The following is a 22,579-nucleotide window of genomic DNA, read 5'->3' on the forward strand; positions in this document are numbered from 1 at the left end:
AGTCAAACACCGGCAAAATAAGATGTTTCCTCAAATACTTGAGGTGCATTCTTAATCTTCGGTTGGGTTTGATTGTGGTTGGAACGTATCATGAACATTGTAACGAAACGGTCATTACAAGGACATGGTATGCCGCAGATTAAGTTCACGGATTCGACGCTCAAGTCGCTGTCCACAACCAAGACAACATGGTTCTCAGACCCGTTCTGCAAGGTTACGCTTCTGCGTGACCAAGGGCGGCGTCAAAACTTGGTACGAAGCCAAGAGGGATTCTGGCGCACAAAAGATGCGCTCGGTCAAGCTGGCGCAGGGGGCGAGCAAAGGCGCGCACTGTGCTTGGGCCAAGAAGCAGAAGGGCGCGACGCTACTCGACATCTACAAAGGCAATGTGCTCACAAAGGATGAGCGCGAAACTCAGAAAGCGGTTCTTGGCATCCCGACGTTTGCCGAGGCTCTGGAACAATACATAGAACACCGCACACGCGAACGGGCGTCTGGCAAGGCTCCGATGGTCGAGAAAACTGCCAAGGATTACCGCATAACGTCTAAGCTGCGTTTTTCGCGCTGGGCAGATGTTCACGTGGACGAACTGCCGATCCTCGAAATCAATCAGTACTTGAATACTCTTCAACTGACGCGCCCGAATGGCGCGCAGACAGCTTCGGTTCTAATCGAAAATGCGCTCGCCCTGCTCGTCAATCACCTGTTTCGCCTTTGCGATGCTGAAGCTTTCGCCCTGATCCCGGGTTTCAAAGACATCCGCCCGGATCACTGTATGGGTCTTGCGATCTCCATCGATGGTCTTTTCTATGCGGGCCAAAAGGCGGTAATTGCCACCTTCGGGCATCAGGTCCGGAAAGATGTCGAACCCTTTGTAAGAGACCGGCTCTGGCTCTGACTTTTCGCCGCCACCGAAGAGTTTAGAGAAGAGGGACATTTGGCGGATCCTTTCAGTGCTGCTATGACCAGAGACTAGCGCCGCTTTGGGCAGGCGTGAAGCATGTCGCGCCATCAGAACATTGGCCTATGATCCGATTGCACGCTCCTTGCGTGGCTCTTACGGGTTCCGGGTTTCTGTCTCATCCCCATTTCTTGGCGGTTACGATGAGCCAGAAGCCCTCTCGTATCAAATCGGCCTAAACTGTCCCAATGGCGCTGACGTCGGAGATTCAGCAGGCTTCACTTGACACATCGCAGTTGGAAGTGCTCGCATAAAGCTTGATTGGGCATCTATGGGAGGCCGATGTGAAATTCTTTTCCGCTTCGATTATTCTTTCGTTCACCGCAACTGCCACGGCAGCGATTGCGCAGGAGGCCGTTCAAGGGGGGCAGGTCGGTGAGATGACAATATCCGCCGAGGACATGCGCGACCCTGAACCGGCGGATTTCTCACCCTATGCAGGGCGGGGTTTTCCGACCCGACCGCTTTGGGGGGACACGCATCTGCACACGTCCAATTGACTTGATGCACGCGGGTTCGGTGTCGTTCTCTCTCCGGCGGATGCCTACCGGTTTGCCCGAGGGGACGAGGTTACGACATCGCATGGTCTGCGTGTAAAGCTATCGCGGCCGCTCGATTGGCTGGTTGTATCGGATCATTCCGATGCGATGGGCGCGATGAATGAGATTATCGCTGGAAACGCGACGTTGATGCGCGATCCGACTCTGCGGGATTGGAACGATAGGCTAAATCAGGGCGGTGATGTTGCTTTGGGTGCGACGATGGAGGTTATCGAAACCTTTGCTGGAATTTCGGGTGAAGCCTTGCCCGAGGCGGTTTCGGACCGGCGCTTTGTGCAGTCTGTCTGGGACGAGTTTACGCAAACCGCCGATGCGTTCGATGATCCGGGCAGGTTTACGGCCTTCATAGGTTACGAGTGGACCTCGACTGAATCTGGTAACAATCTGCATCGAAACGTCATCTATCGGGACGATGCGATCCGAGCCCGGCAAATGCTGCCTTTCACGACAGCCGAAACGTTCAATCCAGAAGAGCTGTGGGATTGGATGGAGGACTACGAGTTGAAGACCGGCGGCCGGGTATTGGCCTTGGCCCACAATGGGAATGTTTCCAACGGTCTTATGTTCCCAGTGGAAACCAACCCTGAGACTGGCGAGCCGCTGACCGGGGACTATGCCGAGCGGCGCGCCAAATGGGAGCCTATGTATGAAATTACCCAGATCAAAGGCGATGGTGAAACACACCCTTTCCTAAGCCCGAACGACGAATTTGCCGATTACGAGACGTGGGATAAATCCAACCTTGGCCCCACGCCGAAAGAAGAATGGATGCTTCAGTACGAATATGCGCGTGAGGCGTTGAAGAACGGGCTGAAACTGGAAGCGGAACTTGGAACAAACCCCTATAAGTTCGGGGTGGTGGGTTCGACCGATAGCCACACCGCTCTTGCGACCGCCGAAGAAGACAACTTTTTCGGTAAACATTCGGGCGTCGAACCTGAGCCTGGGCGATGGCAGCATGTCGTTGGCGAATTTGATGCGCTAACCATACTTGGGTGGGAAATGGCCGCTTCGGGCTATGCCGCAGTATGGGCAGAGGACAACACTCGTGAGGCTATCTTTGATGCGATGGAGCGGAAAGAAGTCTACGGCACGACCGGAAGCCGGATCTCGGTTCGATTTTTCGGGGGCTGGGACTTTGACGAGGAAGATGCCCGTTCCAGACTGCCTGCTGATATCGGGTACGAAAAAGGCGTGCCTATGGGTGGCGACTTTCCCGACGCTCCGGATGGGGCAAGCGCGCCGAACTTTCTTGTCGCCGCATTGAAAGACCCATATTCGGGGAATCTCGATCGTATTCAGATTGTTAAGGGATGGCTCAACGCTGACGGAGAAACCGAGGAGAAGGTTTTCGATGTTGTCTGGTCCGGAGATCGAGCGCCTGGGGACGATGGCAAATTGCCGGCAATCGGAAATACCGTAGATGCCACAACCGGGACCTTCACGAACTCGATTGGCTCTCCCGAGCTGTACGCTGTGTGGTCAGACCCCGAATTCGATCCATCCGTCCGCGCGTTCTATTATGCTCGCGTCCTGGAAATTCCGACCCCCAGGTGGACGGTCTACGATGCGGTCCGCTTTGGTGATGACGTCCCTCAGGAGGTTCCGACTTTTACACAGGAAAGGGCATACACATCCCCGATTTGGTATACGCCACCTGAATAGCTGGTGAAAAAGGGCCACCCATAGAACCCAAGGGCGAAGTGGTCGCAAAAATGGTCGTTGGCCCGAATTTTTTGGGGCCACAGCCGCTTTTGGGTGCTTCGGCATGGCTGTGATCAACTTACCGACTTTTCAATCAGTTTAGATGGCATTAAGAGTTCCGAAAGGTGCTAGCCTGTATAGCTCGGCACCCTGCGGATGTGGCGAAACAGGTAAACGCAAGGGACTTAAAATCCCTCGCCCTAGGGCTTGCGGGTTCGATCCCCGCCATCCGCACCACCTTGTTTTGCAAGGCAAAAACGGATTTTCCTGACTTCTTCAAATTGGCTGTGGTACTCGTTGGTACTCATGAAGCGAGTGCCGCCTTCGCTATTTGTTCGTCGCTGACGCTGTTGGGCGCTCACTATTTGTAGGCCGATGACCAATCTGCCGGGGCTGCACCCCGGTGTCTCATCAAGGGCAGTGGCCATTTGGTACCATCCAAACGGTTTTGATAAGTAAATCGCCTTTAGCTGGTCTAGCCGTGCTAGGCTGCCGTCAACACTCGCGTTCTCAGCCCTTTTAAATCCAAAGACCATTCGTTCTGGAAAGGAATCTGCTCAATGTATCGGTTTCAAAGATGGTTTTGGCCGGTGGCTATGGTGTTCGCATTTGTCATTGGCGTTCAGGCGCTAAGGATTTTTGTCGATCCGCAGACCGCTTGGGGAACGCTATGTAAAATCCTCTGGCACGACGCCGGATACAGGGTGCCCTTTGGAAGAAAGGCACAACGGCTGACAAAGGGGGATGACTACTACGTGAGCATCGGCCTTCAGGACCAACGAGGGTCTGAAATCGCGCCCGGTTTCTGCAAGTACGATCCGTTTTCAGACACTCTGAAGATAGTCGCGCGGTCGGATAGCTGAGCCTTAGCCTAAGCAAGCCTGAACGAAAATCTAAGTAGCCAACCGCGTCGGGGGGGCATCGCAACTGTTGTGAGTGCGTGGTACGTCAGCTGCGAGCCGCGCCCCCTTTTCCCGCTGCATGTCTCCCCTATTGGTATTCAACCAAACAATACAACGGGACTGCGGCGCATATGACTGTCGCGCGGCGTTTTCGCTTGCGAATTGATGCCAGAAGCGTGTGCCGACGCGCCATTATTCGGCGGGGTTGGCTTGCTTTCGCGGAAAAACACGTTTGAGCGCTGCTGCGCTAGTGCAAGGTTCTACCTGTCAGCGATTGCGTTCAGAAATCTTGGCAAAAAACAAAGTGACTGGGATTCACAACAATTTGGCGCGTTTCCACACGGCTTGGGAAAGGGCATGACCTATTTACTCAGTCGTTAGGAGTTAACCGCAAGGGGGAAACTGATATGAATGCAAGACAGTTTCTGTTGCTGCTGTTTGTGATGGCGCTGATCGGGGGGATGACGGCCTTGGGCGGTGTTCTGCTCGGCATATCGGCGTTTTGTAGTGTCGTTCTGGTCATCGTGGTCGCTGTCGGAGGGCGGTCGGAGCGTCGCGTGCTCGTCCCTCATTCTCACTAGCGCGGAACAAGCGACAGTGGCGCACAACAGTTCAGATCGGAAATCCCAACTTGCCGATCAGGTGCCATAGGTCACGATTTAGAACCGAGAGCTGATCGACAATTCCCTCGATATCTTGCATCGCCGAGGCATCAACGGTGTCTTCGCGACCAAGTTTAATATCGGTTTTCCTGTCGGAAATCCTCATCAAAATAGTTTTGGGATTCCCGCTGTCAGGGTCAAAGGAATAGATGCAGTGATTATATTTGTTCCGAACGCCTGAAAGTTTGGCCAGCCTCTGCGTGTGCTCAAGAATGGGATCGCGAATATCAGCCGGGCGGCCCTCCATTTTGGCCAACCGTTCCACCAGGTCGATCCGGGCGCGTGTCGTATTCAGGGTCAGAAAGATAATGACCGCCACGTCCTTGTTGGTTCCGCTTAACCCTGCGATCAGGTGGATCAACAAGCTCTCTGTGTTGGTCCACATATAGTTTAACCGACCGACCAGCAGGATCAGGCGGTCAAACCGGGTTTCAAAATCATCAGTCAACGGCCATTTCCTGCGCTTCTCCGGGCGCGACTTCAAAAAAGAACTGGGCGGCTGCTGTTCTGTTGCTCACGCCGATCTTGCCGACCACGTTATGTATATGGAGCTTTACGGTGTGCTCGGTAATGCCAAGGTTGGACGCAATGATTTTGTTGCTTTGCCCCTGAGAAACCAACTGTAACACCTGCTTTTCCCGCGGAGTGAGCTTGGAATAGACCGGGTGCGGCGCAGGTTCGGTCGGAGGGGGCGCTGGACGCGCCTGCGTGATCGATTTGTCCTGTGCCGCCAGGCTGTCTGCCAGGAAACACGGCATGTAGAATTCTTCGTGCAATAAGAGGCGCAGGATCGATCGCCATACGTCTGGCGCAACATTCATCGGTAAATAGCCGATGTCGCCGTGCCGGTTGCGGTCCCAGTTTTCAAACAGAAAGCGCGCGGCATCCTCTTTGCGATAGGCAAAAGCCAAGCTGCCGGGGCCGGTGCAGTCCCTGTACGTCTTTGGGCGGGACAACAGGTCATCCATTATCATCTGGTCAACGATCACTACTCTGCCAGTCCCTGTATCGGGAAAATTCCAGATAGGAAGCGAAGCGATGGTTTCAATTCGGTGCGTGGCGACACCGAATTCGTTCTCCACTTCCTTTAAGGTCTGGTTTGAGTAGAACAGTTCTTTGCCGACGAAATTGATCGAGAATTCTTCAGCGCGAAAATTGTCTTGAACAGCACTATCCTCAAACGGAATGCTCATTATTCCCCCCTTTAAAAACCAACGCCGCTAAAGCGGCCAAACAGTAAACAAAACGCGAAGAGCAGAATTAATAGAATATTAACGTGTATAGGCGCGAGACTATAGCGAAAAGTGCAAGTTTCATCAACATTGCGTGATTCCAAAGGTTTAGGTTCTAGTACTTTTAGCTAGGTCGCTTGCCGTCTTTCCCGCATAAGTAGAGGAAATTACTGCGTTTCCTAAACTGGCAGTTTTATCCGGCCATATTGTGCCGACTTTCCCATTGTTCTGCCGTCAAGCAATTTATCGCAATAATAACAGCCGACTGTTCGTTCTAGTGCTTACGGCTAGCTATTCAGGCTGCCTTCCTCCTGCGATCATGAGTTTGCTTCAATTTTTGAAGTCAATTTTCCTGATGTGCCTGCGAATCGTGCATTTTCACAATTTTCCATCGCAGGTGCTGTGTCGGCTGGGCCGAGAAAGGAGGGTGGGAGGAAAAATCAGCAATCCATACCGCACGCAGGCGCGTTCCGCGTTTGGGTGCTCAGATCAAAAATTTAACCGCGCCAGTAACCGTTTTGTAGATGAATGACGGTCAGGGCGCTCAAAAAGTGGAATTTGATATGTCTAGACGTCATCAAACGCATAACAGTGTGACCGACATCGAAGAAGTAAATGTCGGTAGCGTACACGCACCAATCGACGCCGATCTTCACGTGGATGAAGCGTATATCGATGCGGATTTGAACGCACAGGACACTGACGTGGATAACGATCAGGGTCAGGGCCAGGATCAAGGTCAGGCCCAGGCGACATTGGTTGAAAACGGCCAGGGCCAGGATCAAGGGCAAGGCCAGGATCAAGGCCAGGGCCAGGACCAAGGACAGGGTCAGCAACAGGGCCAAGGTCAAGCACAAGTCAACGGTAACAACGACAACTCCAATTCCGTCAATATTGATTTCGGCGGAGGTGAGTGGATTCCCCGTGATGACGATGTCGTGGACATCGATGCGAACGGTTCGGAATTCGGTGATGTCATCACTGTCGGCAACGATCTGGACTATGATCCGGGTGACGATCTGAATCTGGATATCAGCTTGGATGGTCCCGGCAATGACATGTCGTCGATCAACAATCAGCTCGTTAATCTGAGCGACGACGACTACCTGGAGACTGCCGAATTGTCCAACGACGGACGCTTTGATCAAAGCGGAAACGCTCGGGGCGGAAGTGCTACTGCTGATGAAGGTATCGGTTCGCACACAGACGGAGGCAACTCTGGTGACGGCGGTACAGCTGATGGTGGGCAGGCCGATGGCGACACTCATGGTGGTGCGGCACTGGCATTTGGCGGCCACACCGGTGATGCAGACGGTACCGGCAGCGGCGGAAACGGCGGCGCGACCGGAGACGCCACCAATTTCGGTCTGGGTGTCGGGCTGTCTGGTGCTGACTCAAACGGTAGCAGCACAGCAGGCGATGGTGGCCAAGCCGACGCCGATTCAAGCGCGGACAATGACGGAAGCGCAGATTCGGATGGCACCAGCACCGCAGGAGAAGGCGGAAACGCTGGCTCTATTGGTCTGGGTCTGGGTCTGGGTCTGTCGAATGCCGACAATGACGGTTCGTCCTCTGGCGGAAGCAACGACTCGGACGCGAACGCACTTGGTGCCGGGCTGGCTGGCAATGACTCTGACGCGAATGGTGCCAACGGTGGCAGCGGTGACGCAGACACTGGCGCGATCGCGGTAAACGGCGGTAGCAGCGACACCGAGGCCAATGATGCTGCGGCAGGAAATGTCGGGCTTGGCCTTGCTGGTAGCTTGGCTGGCAGCGACGCAGACGCCGACGGTGGCGACGGCGATGGCGCACAGGGTAACGGCGCTGAAGGTACTGGTGCAGAAGGCACCGGTGGCGAAGGCACCGGCGGTGAAGCCACCGGTGGCGAAGGCACTGGCGGTGAAGCCAACGGCGGAACCTCTGGTCAGGTTGATGCGGCTCTGGCCGCGCTGAACCAGCAGAACGGTCTGGTTGGCCTAAATGCGGGTCAAGCGGGCGCCGGTAATGGCGGTGGAGATACCAACGGCGGCAACCCTGCAACGGGTGGCGAAGGTGCTGGCGCGTTCGGTTCGGGCGGTGACGGCAATGGCGCGTTCGGCTCGGGTGGCGACGGAACTGGTGGTTTCGGTTCAGGCGGTGACGGCACCGGTGGAACAGGAACCGGCGGAACGGCCGGCGCACAGTCCGGTGCTCAGGGTGTTGGTGATCAGGCGACCACTGGTCCGAACATCACGCAATCTCCGGGTGACGTGAATGGCACGGCCAGCACGCCTCAGAACACCAGCGGCGATGGCGGCGCAGGTGGCGGCAACAACACCAACGGTTCTGCCACAGGGTCGGGAAGCGGTTCGTCAACTGCCGACGGCTTCGGTGGTGGCGGCGGCGCGATCCAGCAGGACGCAATGTCCAGCGGAACCGGTGCTGGATCTGCTGATGCCATGAATACCGCTGGCGCGGGCGGCGATTCCGGTCTGTTCTCGGTCTCTGATACCGACGGAACAGCCGATAGTCTGGCAAGTGCCATTGCTGGATACGGCGGCGATGCGATGTCCGACAATGACGCCACCTCGACTGGCGCGGGCAGCGCGACCGGTTCGGCGATGTCGGGTATCGGCGGCGGCGGTGGTGCCGGCGCGGGTAACGGCGGAACCAGCGGTGACGCCATGGGATCTGCCACCAACGGCGCGATTTCGGGCGCAATGGTGAACGGCGGCGACGCATCTGGTGCCAACTCGGGCACTGGCGGTTCTGGCGGAAACGCTGGAATGTGGGGCTCGAACAATGCCGGAGACGGAATTGTGACCGGCGAGTCCTACGCTTCGGCCGCAGCCGTTGTTGATACGTCGGCCTTCAACCAGTCCATCGTCATGGGTGCCAACGTGCTTGGCAACTCGGTCGATACGACAATGGTCGGCGGGTCGATGACCTCCAGCTACTCCAGCGACGACACCGACGCGTAACTCGCTGACACGGCAAGGGTCAGGGTGCCAGAGATTATGACCCTGACCCGCTGAAAGAAAACGTCGAGGCCGCTTTAGGCGGCCTCGGCCCAGCTTATCCCAAAACGGAAATTATTGGCCGGATGGGGAAAGGAAAACGTTATGTCGTTAGACAGTATTAGTGAAACGATTGCGCATTTTATCGGAACCTTTGAGCTTACCAGTGAACAGGCCAGATTGCGTGACCAGTATGAGGAATTTGCAGCGCTAAGGCGCAAACAGGAATTGGATGAACTTGAAGAAGGCAAAGTCTTCAAAGTGAAGGCGGATCTCAAGCTGGATCCCGGAAAATACGACGCACTTCCTTTCAAGTTCCAAGCACCTGCAAATGAGGGTTCGCTTCCCATTGTTCCCGGGGCTCCGGCATCCGACCCAGCGATTTTCCTAGAGCCGCCGACTGGCCCTGATGACGCTATTCCAGAAGGTCAGATTTTCTCAACCTCCTTCGAGATGGTCATCCTCGTTCCCGAGTTGGTGCCCGACCTGATTGGTTCTGCGGTAACCTATACTTTCCAAACACTGAACCTCAGCGACAACGATACGATTGGGCATGGCGACTTTCGGAGTGCCGAAGTCCTGATGGAGCAAGGCCGCGAAATGCTGGAAGTGGCCCAGTCCCTGCACGCGATGCCGGTGCCGTCAATGGACATGGCGGATTACCAGTCGGTTGAAAAGCTGGAGGCGTTGGCCGAGCAGATGAAATCGGTGAAGGTCGTCGAGGTCGAAGGGGCCACGGTTCATCAATTCCACGGCGACGAAGCCTTGGGTCTCATCGTGAATGGCGAGCGGGTAGAGGAACTGCCGGAGTGGAAAGACCTTCTGCCGGAACACCATCAGACGGCAGAGGACGAAGGCAGCGACCAGCCGGACCTGTTTCCTGACGAATGGGACAGGTCGGACGATGACGAATTCGGCGACGGCCACACGGTGATCGCGGGCGGCAACCTTGCGATCAACCAAGTCGCCATTACCGTAGGCTGGGTCGACGCGCCTGTCATTGCTGTTGGTGGCAAGTCCTATGACCTGACCGTCGTCAGTCAGGTTGCTGTTGTGTCTGATGTTGACCAGGGTGAGCCGGGTGCGCAGGGCGAGACAAAGGTTTACCAATCGTCGCAAATCGGCGTGGAAGCCCACGAAGCGCCCTGGCTTGAGGACAATGTAGCGCCTGCAGGCCAAGACCCTCTTGTCGTGATTAGCTGGATAAGCGGTGATCTGTTTGTCACCAATTTCGTCAAGCAGGTGATCGACGCCACCGACATAGACCACATCTCGACCGAGATTTCGGCATCGACCAGCATGTACGTGCTGGGAGACAACGATATGGTCAACGTGACCAACATTGTTCAGCTTGGCAATTTCTATGATTTGATACTGGTTGGTGGAAACATGGTTTCGGTGGACATGGTGCACCAAACCATTGTGTTGATGGACGACGACGTCGTCGCCGGAGGTGTCCCGGACGAGGTAGAGGACAACTTGGTCATGAACCAGGTGTCGCTGAACACGACGGGCGAAGACTCGCACGACGAGTTGTCTCAGAACTTGGCTGATGTCCTGCCGCTGCAGGAAATGGATACCGAAGCGCTTGAAGATGCTTTGCTGAACGATCCTGAATATGCCGGGATGGAACAACTCCGTGTTCTCAAGATCGAAGGTGATCTGGTTCAGGCAAACGTGATTACACAAGTGACTCTGTTGCAGGATCAGGATGACGTTCATCTGAACGGAGCCAATGGCGCCGAAGCATCTGTATTGGGCGGTGGGAATGCACTGCTGAACGCGGCCAGCGTTTCAAAGATCGGCGTCGACTCTGTCGTCATGGCGGCAGAGGGAGAGTACTCTGATGTGCTGCTGCATCAGGCAAGCCTGATCGACTCACCCGACGATGATTTGGCCGAAGAGATCGCCAACGAAGCCATAGCTTTTCTGATGGAGGAAACAAACGGGCCGGGGAATTCCGATCTTGCACCCGGTCAAAACAAACTGACGCCGTCCGAGGCGGCCAGTTTGGATGATGGTATGCAGAGCATGCTAGCATAAGCCCCTTTTTATTTACGAGTGACCCGAAAGTTTGAGTATGTCGATTTTATTTTCGTCGCGCCGTACCCCGTTTGCCAACTCGTTGGTTGGTCAAGGCGTGGTTGGCCAAGAAAAGCCGTCACACGACGGGCCAGTACACAAACCGGCAAAGATGGCCGGTTTGCGTCTGACCGAAGCGATGCGGTTGAAGAAGACCCAAGAAGCAAGACCAAAAACAGTTGAAAAGGACGACATCAGCGCGACAGCCGCTTGCTTTGTGCGGCATCGCGCGAAAACGGAACCTCCAGAGCGCGCCGCACCTTCCCCCCGGCGCGTTCAGCCACAACCCAAGCAAGACGAATGTAAGAAGGGTCGTGGCGCTGGGGTGGCCGATGCCAAAGGTCCCGATCCTGAGACCGCCAGAGACTCGACCGCACGAACACCCCCCTCGTCGCGCTCGCTAGGCGGTGAAGCCATAGGTACCACAATCGAGGCCAAGGCAAACCAGCCGTTGCTGCTCCGAAACGGAGGTGGCGGCGGCGGAAATGGGCCACCCCAGACTTTTCACAAGCGTACCCCGCCCGAGGATTTCAAAAACACACTCCGCACGTCACTCCGCGCAATCTGGCGGAACCTGGCTTTCGTTCTGGTGCTGACCTGCGCGACGAATATCCTGATCCTGGCCATCCCGATCTATCTGTTCCAGATCAGTGACCGCGTGTTGACCAGCCGTTCGTTGGATACGTTGATCATGCTGACGGCGATAGTCGCCGGGGCGGTGATCTTTCAATCGGCCTTTGATGCTGTGCGTCGGTTCATGCTGATGCGCACGGCGGTCGAGGTCAACGCACGCCTTGGCGCACCGATCCTGAGTGCGGCGGCGCATGCGTCGCTGCATGGGACCGGGCGCGAATATCAGACATTGGGTGATTTGCAGCAGGTAAGAGGGTTTCTTGTGTCAGGAACCCTGATCTCCTTCTTGGATGTGCCGTTCGCCCCGCTGTTCATCCTGATGATTTTCCTCGTACATCCCCAGTTGGGCACGATCGTTATCGCGACGGCTCTGCTGTTGATGGTGATAGCCCTGATAAACCAGCGCATGACCGCCAAGCCGTTTGCCGAGGCGAACAAGGCGCAGTCGATGGCAAACCAGCATCTGGATTCGATGGCGCGCAACAGTCAGATCATCAATGCGCTGGCCATGATCCCCGAGGCCGTGCGGATTTGGGGACGGGACACGGCACAATCGCTGACGTGGCAGGTGCGTGCGCAGGATCGCAATGTCATTTTCGCCGCAATCTCGCGGGCGGTGCGTTTGCTGACCCAGATCGCAATTCTGGGGTGGGGGGCGTTTCTTGCTCTGCAGGGTGAGATCACGGGCGGTATGGTCATCGCGGCCTCGATCATCGCGGGGCGCGCTTTTGCCCCGATTGAAGGCTCGATCGAGGGGTGGAATGGCTTCCTGTTGACCCGCGGCGCTTATGGTCGCATCAGCAATCTGCTGTCCAATTCGGCGCTGCAGTTTGAAAAGCTGCGCTTACCGCGCCCCGAGGGGCGGCTGGATGTCGAGCGCTTGCTTTACGTACCCGGCGGGACCAAACGGGTTGTTCTGAACGGGATCAGTTTCTCTCTTAGCCCGGGTGAGACCCTGGCCATCATTGGAAATTCCGGTGCGGGCAAGACGACCTTGGGTAAAACGCTGGTCGGGTCCATCCTGCCAACCTCGGGGAGCGTGCGGCTGGACCTGATGGACATTCGCAACTGGGACCCGCGGCAGTTTGGCGAAAGCATCGGCTATCTGCCGCAGGATGTTCAACTGTTCCCCGGCACAATCAAGGATAACATCGGACGGATGCGCGATGACGCGACGGACGACCAGATCCACGACGCGGCGGTTCTTGCAGATGTCCACAACATGATCGCCACGCTGCCACAAGGTTATGAGACCGTCGTCGCTGCGGACGGATCGCCATTGTCAGGAGGCCAAAAACAGCGCATCGCCCTAGCGCGGGCCTTTTTCGGCAACCCAAGGATGGTTGTTCTGGATGAGCCGAACTCGAACCTGGATGTCGCCGGGGATCAGGCGTTGGCGCGGGCGATTGCCCAGGCCAAGGAAAGCAAGATCACCGTTGTCGTAATCACGCAAAAGCCGACACTGCTGAACGCGGTCGACAAGATCATGCTGCTGACCGATGGCCGCGTGGCCCTGTTTGGGCAGCGCGAACAGGTTCTGCAACAACTGAACGGACCGCGCAATCAACAAGGCATCGCAGGACAGAAGGGGGATGGACAATGAACGATCTTGTTGCAATCAACAACGACCCCAAGGATCCAACCGTCTGGTATGCCGAGGTTCCGCGATCCATCAATCGGCTGATCGTGATTGGTTTTGTCTTGCTGGTCCTGTGTTTCGGCGGGTTCGGCGTCTGGTCTTTCCGCGCGCCTCTGGCTGCTGCGGTGATCGCACAGGGCAGCTTTGTCGCGACGGGTCGCAACAAGATCGTGCAGCACCTAGAAGGGGGCATTATCGAAGACATCAAGGTGATCGAGGGCCAGTCCGTGAAGGCGGGTCAAGTGCTGATGACGCTTGATCAGACCTCGGCCGAAGCCAACGAGCGCGAGTTGTTCATCCGAAAAATCCGCCTGCAGGCCATGACCGAGCGTTTGCAGGCCGAATACAACGAAAGCGACCGGCTTGAATTCTCGCAAGGATTGCTGGCTGCCACGGACGATGTTGAGGTGATGACGATCCTCGACGGCCAACGCATCAGTTTTGATGTGTCCCGCAAAACTTTGCTGAACGACATCGCCCTTTTGGAACGCAACATGGAAGCCCTGAAAATTCGGTCCAGCGGCTTTGAAGCGCAGCTTGCCAGCATGAAGCGGCGCTCGGAAATTCTTCAGGAAGAATATGAAACCAAGCAGGCGCTGTTTGAAAAGGGGCTGGTGCGCAAGGGTGACTTGAACACGATCCGCAGGGTGCAAGCCGAAGCCGATGGCCAACAGGCGCGGTTGGCGGCAGAAACGGCCGAGATCAACCAGATGTTGCTGAAATATGACGAGCAAATCACCCGCACGCGATCTGCCTATCGCGAGGCTGCGCTGGATGAATTGGGTGTGATCGAAGCCGATCTGGAAAGTGTACGCGAAAAGGCGCGGCAGGCCCGCAGTGTTCTGGATCGCGCCGTTGTGCGGGCTCCGGTTACGGGAACGGTTGTTCGCCTGCACTATCACACGCCCGGCGGTGTGATCGAAACAGGTGAGCCCATCGCGGAAATCCTGCCAGCAGACGCTCCGCTGATTATCGAGGCGCAAATCCCCCGCACAGAGATTGACAGCGTCGTCACCGGTCAGGATGCCACGGTGCGCCTTGTCGCTCTCAACCAGCGCACGACGCCGGTGTTGAGTGGTGAGGTTTTCTATATTTCCGCCGATGCGCTGGTCGAAGATTCCTCTGGTTCCCCGCAAGAGGTGTATCTTGCGCGCATATCGCTTGAGCCGGAAGAAATCGAAAGAGTGCGCGGCTTTATTCCCACGCCGGGGATGCCGGCCGAGATCATGATCCAGACCGAAGAACGCACTTTTGCGGCCTATATTGCAAAACCGGTGACAGACAGCATGTCGCGCGCTTTCCGGGAACATTGATCGCCCACCAAGGGCGATCAACCTACACCTTCCAGTTTTTGCATGTTAGCATCCTGTCATTGTCAGCAGGAGACTTAACCATGCCCGCAACCGTGAAGGAAATGATGCAAGCCGCAAATGCTGTGGTCGAACGTATCGACAGGCTAAAGGCACAAGACCTGCTAGAGCAGGGCGGCCTGTTGCTTGATGTCCGTGACGCGGTGGAAGTCCAGAACACAGGTCGCGCAAGCGGGGCACATCATATTCCGCGTGGAATGCTTGAATTTCGCGCCGATGATGCGCTTCAGTCTTATGACCCCGAACTGAAAAAGGACCGCCCGATCGTACTGTATTGCGCATCAGGCGGACGCGCAGCCCTTGCGGGAAAGCTGCTAAAGGACATGGGCTATGATCAGGTGTATAACCTTGGTGGCTTGGCCGACTGGGTGAATGCCGGGGGCGAAACCTCTGAAAGTTAAGCGCAAAGCCGTCCTTTGTTGGGCGATCTAAGCGTTTAGGAAAGTTCTGACCGCAGCCTCGAATTCGCGGGGTTTTTCAGCGTGCAGCCAATGTCCTGCTCCGGGTATTTTGGCAAAGCGCGCGGCTGGAAACAGCGCGCGAATTCTGTCTCGGTGTTCCGGAAGCACATAGTCCGAACTGCCGCCTGACAAGAACAAGGTCTGCCCTGTCCAAGACGCGTTCAGATCAGGAAAACTCATGATCTTTGGCATTTCAGACGCCAAGTCATCCAGATTAAGAAGCCAGCGCTGCCCTTTGATGTCCAAGGATTGTGTGAAGAAACTCTGCAGTGCTTTTTCAACACCTTGGTCCGCCAACTGCTGTTCCGCGTCCGAGCGGCGTTCGACCTTGGACAGATCGACCGCGCGCATCGCCTCGATGAATTGGATCTGGCTATGCGTGTAGGTGACAGGAGCAATATCCGCGACCACCAGCTTGCGCACCAATTCACCATGCAACAGGGCCAGGGTCATTGCCGCCTTGCCACCCATCGAGTGCCCGACGACGTCTGCCTGTCCACCGAATTGCCTGATTACCTGGGCCAGGTCATCTGCCATGTCGGGATAGTCGTGCTGTTCGGTCCACAGGCTGTTCGCGTGGTTGCGCATGTCGACGGCAACAACCTGCCGTTCATCGGACAGACGCCGGGCGATGACGCCCCAGTTCCGGGCCGAGCCGTAAAGCCCATGCGCGATAAGAAGCGGTGGGTTATCGGTGGGTTCGCCATGTACAATCGTGTTCAGCATGACCGTGTGATACCCGCCGTGATTTGAAACGACCAGCCCCATTGTCGCATCTGGGCAGCCGGGATAGAGTGCCGCATCAGGAGACCGCCTTATGCCGAAGAACCCCGACATTCAAACTCAGATCGCGCAGACCGTGCAATTGTTGCGTGACAAGTTAGGTGTTCGCGGTAAGACGCTGACCGAGTCGGTCAGAAAGGCGAAACGCCAGCTTCCCCGAGGTATCTACAAACAAGCGTTGCTATTGGCCCGAGCCGAGCAGATGGCCGCCCACCCCAAGCTCAGGCTGGTTCTGGATACGCCAAAGCTGGCTCAGGCATCGGAAGAAGTGCAAAAACATCTAAGCGGGATCAATCTGGCTGATCGGCGCATGGGTTGGTTTTTGGGGATGCTGAGTAGTCTGGCGTTCAACTTGCTGGTTTTGACTGTTCTGGTGTTGGTATTTCTGCGGTGGCAGGGGCTGATCTGACAGAAAAACGGCGCCCTTTGGGCGCCGTTTAACTGTCTGAATTTGAACAGATTTATAGGTTCGGGTAGATCGGGAAGCGGGCGCAAAGCTCGGCCACTTCGGCCTTGACCTTGGCTTCGACTTCACCGTTTCCGTCTTCGCCATTGGCGGCCAGACCGTCGACCACTTCGATGATCCAATCCGCGATCTGGCGGAATTCAGTCTCGCCAAAGCCGCGGGTGGTTCCGGCGGGCGAGCCCAGACGGATACCGCTGGTGATAGTCGGCTTTTCCGGGTCAAACGGCACTCCGTTCTTGTTACAGGTGATATGTGCCCGGCCCAGAGCCTTTTCTGTCGCGTTGCCCTTCACACCTTTTGGCCGCAGGTCGACCAGAACGACGTGCGTGTCGGTCCCGTGGGTCACGGTATCCAGACCGCCCTTGATCAGTTGATCCGACAGAGCCTGCGCGTTGTTGACCACGTTCTGGATGTAGGTCTTGAACTCGGGGCGCAGGGCCTCTCCGAACGCAACGGCTTTGCCAGCGATGACATGCATCAGCGGTCCACCCTGAATGCCGGGGAAGATGGCCGAGTTCACTTTCTTGGCGATCGCCTCATCATTGGTCAGGATCATGCCGCCGCGCGGACCGCGCAGGGTCTTGTGCGTGGTGGTGGTCGCGACGTGCGCGTGCGGGAAGGGGCTGGGGTGCTCACCCGCCGCAACCAGACCGGCAAAATGCGCCATGTCCACGTGCAGGTAAGCGCCGACCATATCGGCAATCTCACGCATACGGGCAAAGTCGATCTGACGCGGAATGGCGGAACCACCGGCGATGATCAGCTTTGGCTGGTGCTCTTTCGCCAACGCCTCGACCTGATCGTAGTTCAGCATGTTGTCCTGCTGGCGCACGCCGTACTGAACGGCGTTGAACCATTTGCCCGATTGGTTGGGTTTTGCACCGTGTGTCAGGTGACCACCTGCGTCCAGGCTCATCCCCAGAATGGTGTCGCCGGGCTGGATCAGCGCCTGAAACACACCTTGGTTGGCCTGCGACCCCGAGTTGGGCTGGACGTTGGCGAACTCACAGCCGAACAGCTGCTTCGCGCGGTCAATGGCCAGATTCTCGGCGATGTCGACAAATTGGCAACCGCCATAGTAGCGACGACCCGGATAGCCTTCGGCGTATTTGTTGGTCATCACCGAGCCCTGCGCCTCCATCACGGCGGCAGAGACGATGTTCTCGGATGCGATCAGCTCGATCTCGTCGCGTTGACGGCCCAGCTCTGACGTGATCGAGCCGAACAGCTCGGGGTCGCGGTCCGCAAGTGACTGGGTGAAAAATCCGGTATCACGAAGATTGGCGTTCATGGGGGCTCCACATGCTGGGGGTAATTCTTGCGGATTTCCTATCGGAAACCGATCAGGGGCAAAAGGCTTAAAGCGACGAATTGGCCTGCTGCGGCGTCAAGTCTGGCCTATCGGGGAAAGGTATGCTTGTTTCGGAACCAAATGTGCAAGACCGGAAACCGCAAAAGATGATCCAGAGAATCGCCTTTCTCGCCAGCGACGTGAAAGTGGCGCAATCCGCCCGTGACAAGCTGGTCAAGCGTTATGGAAACGCCGCGCCGCGCGATGCTGACGTCGTCGTTGCGCTGGGCGGAGATGGCTTCATGCTGCACACGCTGCACAATATGCAGCATCTCGACACGCCGGTTTACGGTATGAATCGTGGAACCATCGGTTTCTTGATGAACGAGTTTCACGAAACCGACCTGATGGACCGCCTTGCTGCTGCCGAAGAAGAGGTCATCAACCCGTTGGCCATGCGTGCAATGGACCAATCCGGCAAGATGCACGAGGCGCTGGCGATCAACGAGGTCTCGCTGCTGCGGGCCGGTCCTCAGGCCGCGCGGCTGAAGATCAGCGTGGACGGCCGCGTTCGCATGGATGAGTTGGTCTGCGACGGCGCGTTGCTGTCCACGCCTGCGGGATCAACTGCTTATAACTATTCGGCGCATGGCCCGATCCTGCCAATCGGATCGGACGTTCTAGCTTTGACAGCGATTGCGGCATTTCGGCCCCGTCGCTGGCGTGGAGCGTTGCTGCCAAAAATCGCCAAGGTCCGGTTTGATGTGCTGGATGCGGACAAGCGGCCGGTCATGGCGGATGCGGACTCGGTGTCTTTTCCCGATATCGACTGGGTTGAGATCAGGTCGGAACCATCCATCCAACACCGTATTCTGTTCGACCCCGGTCATGGTCTCGAAGAACGTCTTATTTCCGAACAGTTCACGTAACCCTGCGGCCAACGAAAATTTTTTGGCTTATGTGAACCAGTTCACAGGAATTGGATTAACGCTGGTTTAATCTGAACTTGCCCGAAGAACACATCAAGGTGGGAGTGAGTGGCCGCCAACGGTGTTTTCGAAATGAATGCGCATTTTTCGCGCTGGCGGGGGTAGGTGGTGCTACGCTCGTTATCGGATCTCCGGGCATATTTTAGCAAGCGGACCCCGGGCACAAAAACCCGGGGTCTATTTTGTTCTGAGCGCTTGTTTACTCTGACGCGCTCATCTTGTCCCAGAGCGGAAGGCACATCTGGCCGACGCGCGCTTCGATCGCGGCAGCCGCGTCCACCGCCATGTCTTCGCGCCAGCGGCGGGCCGCGATCTGCACGTTGATCGGCTGCGGCCCTTGCGGAAGGTTCGCCAGATGCGTGGGGACACTGGCCGCAGGCAGGCCGAGGAAATTCATCGCATAGGAATAGACGGCACAGCCTAGAACCTCATGAACGCCTTCCGCGCCTTCGGTGTCGCGGTCGGGTTTGAAGAACGGCTGGGGCAGAAACGGAGAGAGTATCAGCGGGTAGTCCTGCATGAAAAGCGACCATTCACGGGCATAGTGCGTACGTTTGGCCAGCATCTCGATCAGGTCTGTTCCGGTGATTGGCGGGAACTCCTGAAAATAGACCTCAAAGATATCGCGAATGGTCTGCGATCCGGCCGCCTCGATATCGCTTTTCAACAGGGTCAGCACTTCGCCCATCAAGGCGCGATACCCGCCGCGGCCGCATTCAAATACATCCGGGGGTGCGATTTCTTCGACGTGATAACCTGCGTCCACCAGCGCGTCTCGGGCGGTGTCCAAGGCCCGGTCAACCTCGGGGTGCAGCGCGTATCCGAGTGTGTCCTTTGTGAATGCGACTTTGATCGGGCCGTCGTCGGCAGGGCCGCGCCACGGCATCGGTACATGGAAGGGATCGCGCGGGTCGGGCGCAATCAGGCTGGGCATCGAAAGGTGCAGATCAGCGGCCGAGCGTGTGATCAAACCCTGCACCGACATCGACTGCGCCAGCAAACCCCGTTCGGTCTTTTGGCTGGGGTTCCATGCAGCCACGCGCTCGAGCCCCGGCTTCACCGTCACGGCTCCGTTTGCAGCAGCCGGAAAGCGCAGGCTACCGCCGATGTCATTGCCATGAGCCAGCGCACCAATTCCGGCCATCACCGCGGCCCCCGCGCCACCCGACGACCCTCCGGGCGAGATGTGGCGGCCCCACGGGTTATTCGTCCGACCGTGGAGTTCGTTATCCGTATCCGCCCGGAATGAGAATTCAGGCGTGTTCGTGCGCCCAATGACGATGGCCCCTGCATTCTGAAGATTGCGAACAACCGGCGCATCAGCCGGAGCGATCACGTCCTTCAGCGCAACAACCCCGTTCGAGGTCGCGTGACCTTTTTGATCCACGTTGATCTTGATCGTTACGGGAACACCGTGCAGTGGCCCAGGCTCGGCACCATTGGCCACGGTCTTGTCCAGATTTTGGGCACGGGTCAGGGCTTCGCCACTCAGGTCCTCGACCACGGCATTCAGGTCGGGGTTCACCTGTTGCATCCGATCAAGGGATGATTTTACGGCGTCTTCGGCGCTGATGTCCCCATTGCGGGTCAGGGCGGTCAGATCGGTGGCGTTCAGACGCCAGATGTCACTTGATGTCATGGGGCCTCACTGTCTTGGTCAGACAGTAGAGGCCCGGTGACGGGTTGCAAGAAAAAGCCGGGGCAGGGGGTGACGCGCCGTGCCCCTCAGCCCGATTACTGGGCGTAGCCGATGGTTTTCAGCGCGTCCGTAATCTCATCCAGAATGGCGGGATCGTCGATTGTTGCGGGCATCTTGTAGTCCTTGCTGTCCGCGATCGACACCATCGTCCCACGCAGGATTTTGCCCGAACGTGTCTTGGGCAGGCGATCCACCACCACGGCCTGTTTGAACGCCGCAACCGGGCCGATCTTTTCGCGAACCAGTTTGACCACGTCCTGTACAACCTCTGCATGGTCGCGTTCGCACCCGGCATTCAGGCACAGGAACCCGACGGGCATTTGCCCTTTCAACTGATCGGTCACACCAATGACCGCGCACTCGGCCACATCGGGGTGGGCGGCCAGAACCTCCTCCATCCCGCCGGTGGACAGGCGGTGACCGGCGACGTTGATCACGTCATCGGTGCGCGCCATGATGTAGAGGTATCCGTCCTCATCAATCATCCCCGCATCTCCGGTTTCATAGTAGCCGGGGAATTGGTTGAGGTATGAGCTTTGGAACCTGTCCTGCGCATTCCACAGCGTCGGCAGAGTGCCGGGGGGCAGGGGCAGCTTGACCGCGATCGCGCCCAGCTCACCGGGTTTCATCGGGTGACCGCCTTCATCTAGAATTTGAACATCGTAGCCCGGCATTGGTTTCGCCGGAGAGCCCAGCTTGACCGGTAGTTCTTCGATCCCTATCGGGTTGCCAGCGATGGTCCATCCGGTCTCGGTCTGCCACCAGTGGTCGATGACTGGAACCTTCAGGGCGTCCTGTGCCCACTCGATCGTGTCGGGGTCCGCACGTTCACCTGCAAGGAACAGCGCGCGCAGGCTGGACAAGTCGTATTTCGAGATCAGCTCACCCTTGGGGTCTTCGCGCTTGACCGCACGGATGGCGGTTGGGGCGGTGAAAAAGCTCTTGACCTTGTGCTCAGCTATCACGCGCCAGAACGTCCCCGCATCCGGGGTGCCGACTGGCTTGCCCTCGAACACGATGGTCGTGTTGCCGTGGATCAGCGGGGCGTAGCAGATGTAGGAATGCCCCACGACCCAACCGACGTCGGACGCTGCCCAAAACACGTCGCCGGGATCGACGTCGTAGATGTTCTTCATCGTCCAGTTCAAGGCGACCAGATGACCGGCTGTCGGACGCACAACACCTTTGGGCAAACCCGTGGTGCCCGATGTATACAGAATATATGCCGGATCATTGCCCTCTACTGGGACGCATTCCGCGGGTTCGACGCCGTATTGAAAGCCGTGCCAGTTGAAATCGCGCCCCTCAATCAGTTGCGCCACTTCCTGTTCGCGTTGAAAAATCACACAGAAGTCGGGTTTGTGGCTGGCCAGATCAATGGCGCCGTCCAGAAGGGGTTTGTAGTGCACGACGCGCCCCGGTTCGATCCCGCATGAGGCCGCGATGATTGCCTTGGGCTTGGCGTCGTCGATCCGCACTGCCAGTTCATTGCTTGCAAACCCGCCAAACACCACGGAGTGAACGGCACCCAGACGGGCGCAGGCCAACATTGCCTCAAGCGCCTCGGGGATCATCGGCATATAGATGATCACCCGGTCGCCTTTCTCGATCCCCTTGGCCCGCAAGGCGCCCGCAAGGGTCGCCACACGGTTGCGGAGTTCGACATAGGAAATCTCACGCTTGGTGTGGGTGATCGGGCTGTCGTAGATGATCGCGGTCTGCTCGCCCCGGCCATTTTCGACATGCCGGTCCACCGCGTTCCAGCAGGTGTTCACCTTGGCGTCGGAAAACCACTCATACAGAGGGGCTTTGTCGTCAAACAAAGCTTTGGTCGGCGGCTGGACCCAGTCTATCCCTTTGGCGGCTTCCATCCAGAATGCCTCTGGATCGGATTTCCAGCTATCGTAAACGTCCTGATATGCCACTGTGGTCTCCTCCGAAAATTCCCTGCGCTGTTGTTAGGGCTGCAAAGAGCACCGCACAAGCGACCGCTGTGACGGGGCGTCACTTTACCGCAAAATATTTGCAGACAGGCCCATTTTCGATTGCAAATTTTTGCAAATCCACTGTGTTCGATGGATTTGAAGGTGTGGCGTTGCCGCATTTGCAAATCTGCAAATCGCTGCGTGCAAACAGCGGTAGAATCAGG

General features: G+C 57.1%; 18 protein-coding genes, 1 tRNA gene and 1 pseudogene. 12 read left to right on the top strand and 8 right to left on the bottom strand.

The features are described from left to right. Nucleotides 1-364: 364 nt before the first annotated feature. Together ACR0KS_RS06280 and ACR0KS_RS06285 are read right to left on the bottom strand one after the other, a co-directional pair. Entirely contained in the window at nucleotides 365-631 is a 267-nt protein-coding gene (locus ACR0KS_RS06280) for a hypothetical protein (protein ID WP_170565414.1), read from the bottom strand. A 36-nt stretch (nucleotides 632-667) separates the two neighbouring features. Next, nucleotides 668-1,012, bottom strand: coding sequence for an HlyU family transcriptional regulator (locus ACR0KS_RS06285; protein ID WP_480693152.1), 345 nt, complete (start codon nucleotides 1,010-1,012; stop codon nucleotides 668-670). Between the two features lie 233 nt (nucleotides 1,013-1,245). Here ACR0KS_RS06285 and ACR0KS_RS06290 point away from each other — a divergent pair, with 233 nt between their 5' ends. The 5 genes and pseudogenes from ACR0KS_RS06290 to ACR0KS_RS06310 all read left to right on the top strand — a co-directional run bounded on the left by ACR0KS_RS06290 (nucleotide 1,246) and on the right by ACR0KS_RS06310 (nucleotide 4,708). Further along, complete coding sequence (locus ACR0KS_RS06290; protein ID WP_480693153.1) at nucleotides 1,246-1,461, top strand: hypothetical protein; 216 nt, start codon at nucleotides 1,246-1,248, stop codon at nucleotides 1,459-1,461. A 12-nt stretch (nucleotides 1,462-1,473) separates the two neighbouring features. Beyond that, nucleotides 1,474-3,186, top strand: a pseudogene (locus ACR0KS_RS06295) (DUF3604 domain-containing protein); the annotation flags it as partial. Nucleotides 3,187-3,377: 191 nt separating this feature from the next. Continuing rightward, nucleotides 3,378-3,462: transfer RNA gene (locus tag ACR0KS_RS06300), tRNA-Leu, on the top strand. A gap of 323 nt (nucleotides 3,463-3,785) precedes the next feature. Next, nucleotides 3,786-4,088: a hypothetical protein gene (locus tag ACR0KS_RS06305; protein ID WP_170565408.1), complete on the top strand. Its 303-nt coding sequence runs from the start codon at nucleotides 3,786-3,788 to the stop codon at nucleotides 4,086-4,088. 446 nt (nucleotides 4,089-4,534) lie between these two features. Further along, nucleotides 4,535-4,708: a hypothetical protein gene (locus tag ACR0KS_RS06310; RefSeq protein WP_170565405.1), complete on the top strand. Its 174-nt coding sequence runs from the start codon at nucleotides 4,535-4,537 to the stop codon at nucleotides 4,706-4,708. A gap of 31 nt (nucleotides 4,709-4,739) precedes the next feature. On the opposite strand, the gene ACR0KS_RS06315 is transcribed toward ACR0KS_RS06310, so the two are convergent. Next, on the bottom strand, nucleotides 4,740-5,237 hold the full coding sequence (locus ACR0KS_RS06315) for a hypothetical protein (RefSeq protein ID WP_170565402.1): 498 nt from the start codon (nucleotides 5,235-5,237) through the stop codon (nucleotides 4,740-4,742). Beyond that, a complete protein-coding gene (locus tag ACR0KS_RS06320) occupies nucleotides 5,230-5,982 on the bottom strand; it encodes a response regulator transcription factor (RefSeq protein WP_170565399.1) in 753 nt (250 codons plus the stop codon). The genes ACR0KS_RS06315 and ACR0KS_RS06320 overlap by 8 nt, the downstream gene beginning before the upstream one ends. A gap of 602 nt (nucleotides 5,983-6,584) precedes the next feature. Here ACR0KS_RS06320 and ACR0KS_RS06325 point away from each other — a divergent pair. The 5 genes from ACR0KS_RS06325 (at nucleotide 6,585) to ACR0KS_RS06345 (ending at nucleotide 15,142) form a co-directional block, all read left to right on the top strand. Continuing rightward, a complete protein-coding gene (locus tag ACR0KS_RS06325) occupies nucleotides 6,585-8,981 on the top strand; it encodes a hypothetical protein (RefSeq protein ID WP_170565396.1) in 2,397 nt (798 codons plus the stop codon). A gap of 141 nt (nucleotides 8,982-9,122) precedes the next feature. Continuing rightward, entirely contained in the window at nucleotides 9,123-11,060 is a 1,938-nt protein-coding gene (locus tag ACR0KS_RS06330; protein WP_170565393.1) for a type I secretion protein, read from the top strand. Nucleotides 11,061-11,097: 37 nt separating this feature from the next. After that, entirely contained in the window at nucleotides 11,098-13,335 is a 2,238-nt protein-coding gene (locus ACR0KS_RS06335; protein WP_170565390.1) for a type I secretion system permease/ATPase, read from the top strand. Then, entirely contained in the window at nucleotides 13,332-14,684 is a 1,353-nt protein-coding gene (locus ACR0KS_RS06340) for an HlyD family type I secretion periplasmic adaptor subunit (protein ID WP_170484702.1), read from the top strand. The genes ACR0KS_RS06335 and ACR0KS_RS06340 overlap by 4 nt, the downstream gene beginning before the upstream one ends. An 80-nt stretch (nucleotides 14,685-14,764) precedes the next feature. Further along, nucleotides 14,765-15,142, top strand: coding sequence for a rhodanese-like domain-containing protein (locus ACR0KS_RS06345; protein ID WP_170565387.1), 378 nt, complete (start codon nucleotides 14,765-14,767; stop codon nucleotides 15,140-15,142). Nucleotides 15,143-15,169: 27 nt separating this feature from the next. Here the strand turns inward: ACR0KS_RS06345 and ACR0KS_RS06350 are convergent, their stop codons facing one another. Continuing rightward, nucleotides 15,170-15,970, bottom strand: a complete 801-nt coding sequence (locus ACR0KS_RS06350) for an alpha/beta fold hydrolase (RefSeq protein ID WP_480693177.1) — start codon at nucleotides 15,968-15,970, stop codon at nucleotides 15,170-15,172. A 49-nt stretch (nucleotides 15,971-16,019) separates the two neighbouring features. Here ACR0KS_RS06350 and ACR0KS_RS06355 point away from each other — a divergent pair, with 49 nt between their 5' ends. Continuing rightward, nucleotides 16,020-16,394, top strand: a complete 375-nt coding sequence (locus tag ACR0KS_RS06355) for a hypothetical protein (RefSeq protein ID WP_170565384.1) — start codon at nucleotides 16,020-16,022, stop codon at nucleotides 16,392-16,394. Between the two features lie 52 nt (nucleotides 16,395-16,446). Here the strand turns inward: ACR0KS_RS06355 and glyA are convergent, their stop codons facing one another. Beyond that, a complete protein-coding gene (glyA, locus tag ACR0KS_RS06360; RefSeq protein WP_170565382.1) occupies nucleotides 16,447-17,742 on the bottom strand; it encodes a serine hydroxymethyltransferase in 1,296 nt (431 codons plus the stop codon). Nucleotides 17,743-17,909: 167 nt separating this feature from the next. Here glyA and ACR0KS_RS06365 point away from each other — a divergent pair, with 167 nt between their 5' ends. Continuing rightward, entirely contained in the window at nucleotides 17,910-18,671 is a 762-nt protein-coding gene (locus tag ACR0KS_RS06365) for an NAD kinase (RefSeq protein WP_170382295.1), read from the top strand. Nucleotides 18,672-18,930: 259 nt separating this feature from the next. On the opposite strand, the gene ACR0KS_RS06370 is transcribed toward ACR0KS_RS06365, so the two are convergent. After that, on the bottom strand, nucleotides 18,931-20,370 hold the full coding sequence (locus ACR0KS_RS06370) for an amidase family protein (protein ID WP_170565379.1): 1,440 nt from the start codon (nucleotides 20,368-20,370) through the stop codon (nucleotides 18,931-18,933). 95 nt (nucleotides 20,371-20,465) lie between these two features. Next, nucleotides 20,466-22,355, bottom strand: coding sequence for a propionate-CoA ligase PrpE (gene prpE, locus ACR0KS_RS06375; protein ID WP_170417671.1), 1,890 nt, complete (start codon nucleotides 22,353-22,355; stop codon nucleotides 20,466-20,468). Between the last annotated feature and the right edge of the window lie 224 nt (nucleotides 22,356-22,579).

Source organism: Ruegeria sp. BC7 (genome assembly GCF_056539165.1).

Coding starts and splice junctions, on each gene's coding strand:
- ACR0KS_RS06285 (WP_480693152.1), bottom strand. CDS start 1,012: ATGGCGCGACATGCTTCACGCCTGCCCAAAGCGGCGCTAGTCTCTGGT.
- ACR0KS_RS06305 (WP_170565408.1), top strand. CDS start 3,786: ATGTATCGGTTTCAAAGATGGTTTTGGCCGGTGGCTATGGTGTTCGCA.
- ACR0KS_RS06310 (WP_170565405.1), top strand. CDS start 4,535: ATGAATGCAAGACAGTTTCTGTTGCTGCTGTTTGTGATGGCGCTGATC.
- ACR0KS_RS06320 (WP_170565399.1), bottom strand. CDS start 5,982: ATGAGCATTCCGTTTGAGGATAGTGCTGTTCAAGACAATTTTCGCGCT.
- ACR0KS_RS06325 (WP_170565396.1), top strand. CDS start 6,585: ATGTCTAGACGTCATCAAACGCATAACAGTGTGACCGACATCGAAGAA.
- ACR0KS_RS06330 (WP_170565393.1), top strand. CDS start 9,123: ATGTCGTTAGACAGTATTAGTGAAACGATTGCGCATTTTATCGGAACC.
- ACR0KS_RS06335 (WP_170565390.1), top strand. CDS start 11,098: ATGTCGATTTTATTTTCGTCGCGCCGTACCCCGTTTGCCAACTCGTTG.
- ACR0KS_RS06340 (WP_170484702.1), top strand. CDS start 13,332: ATGAACGATCTTGTTGCAATCAACAACGACCCCAAGGATCCAACCGTC.
- ACR0KS_RS06345 (WP_170565387.1), top strand. CDS start 14,765: ATGCCCGCAACCGTGAAGGAAATGATGCAAGCCGCAAATGCTGTGGTC.
- ACR0KS_RS06350 (WP_480693177.1), bottom strand. CDS start 15,970: ATGGGGCTGGTCGTTTCAAATCACGGCGGGTATCACACGGTCATGCTG.
- ACR0KS_RS06355 (WP_170565384.1), top strand. CDS start 16,020: ATGCCGAAGAACCCCGACATTCAAACTCAGATCGCGCAGACCGTGCAA.
- glyA (WP_170565382.1), bottom strand. CDS start 17,742: ATGAACGCCAATCTTCGTGATACCGGATTTTTCACCCAGTCACTTGCG.
- ACR0KS_RS06365 (WP_170382295.1), top strand. CDS start 17,910: ATGATCCAGAGAATCGCCTTTCTCGCCAGCGACGTGAAAGTGGCGCAA.
- ACR0KS_RS06370 (WP_170565379.1), bottom strand. CDS start 20,370: ATGACATCAAGTGACATCTGGCGTCTGAACGCCACCGATCTGACCGCC.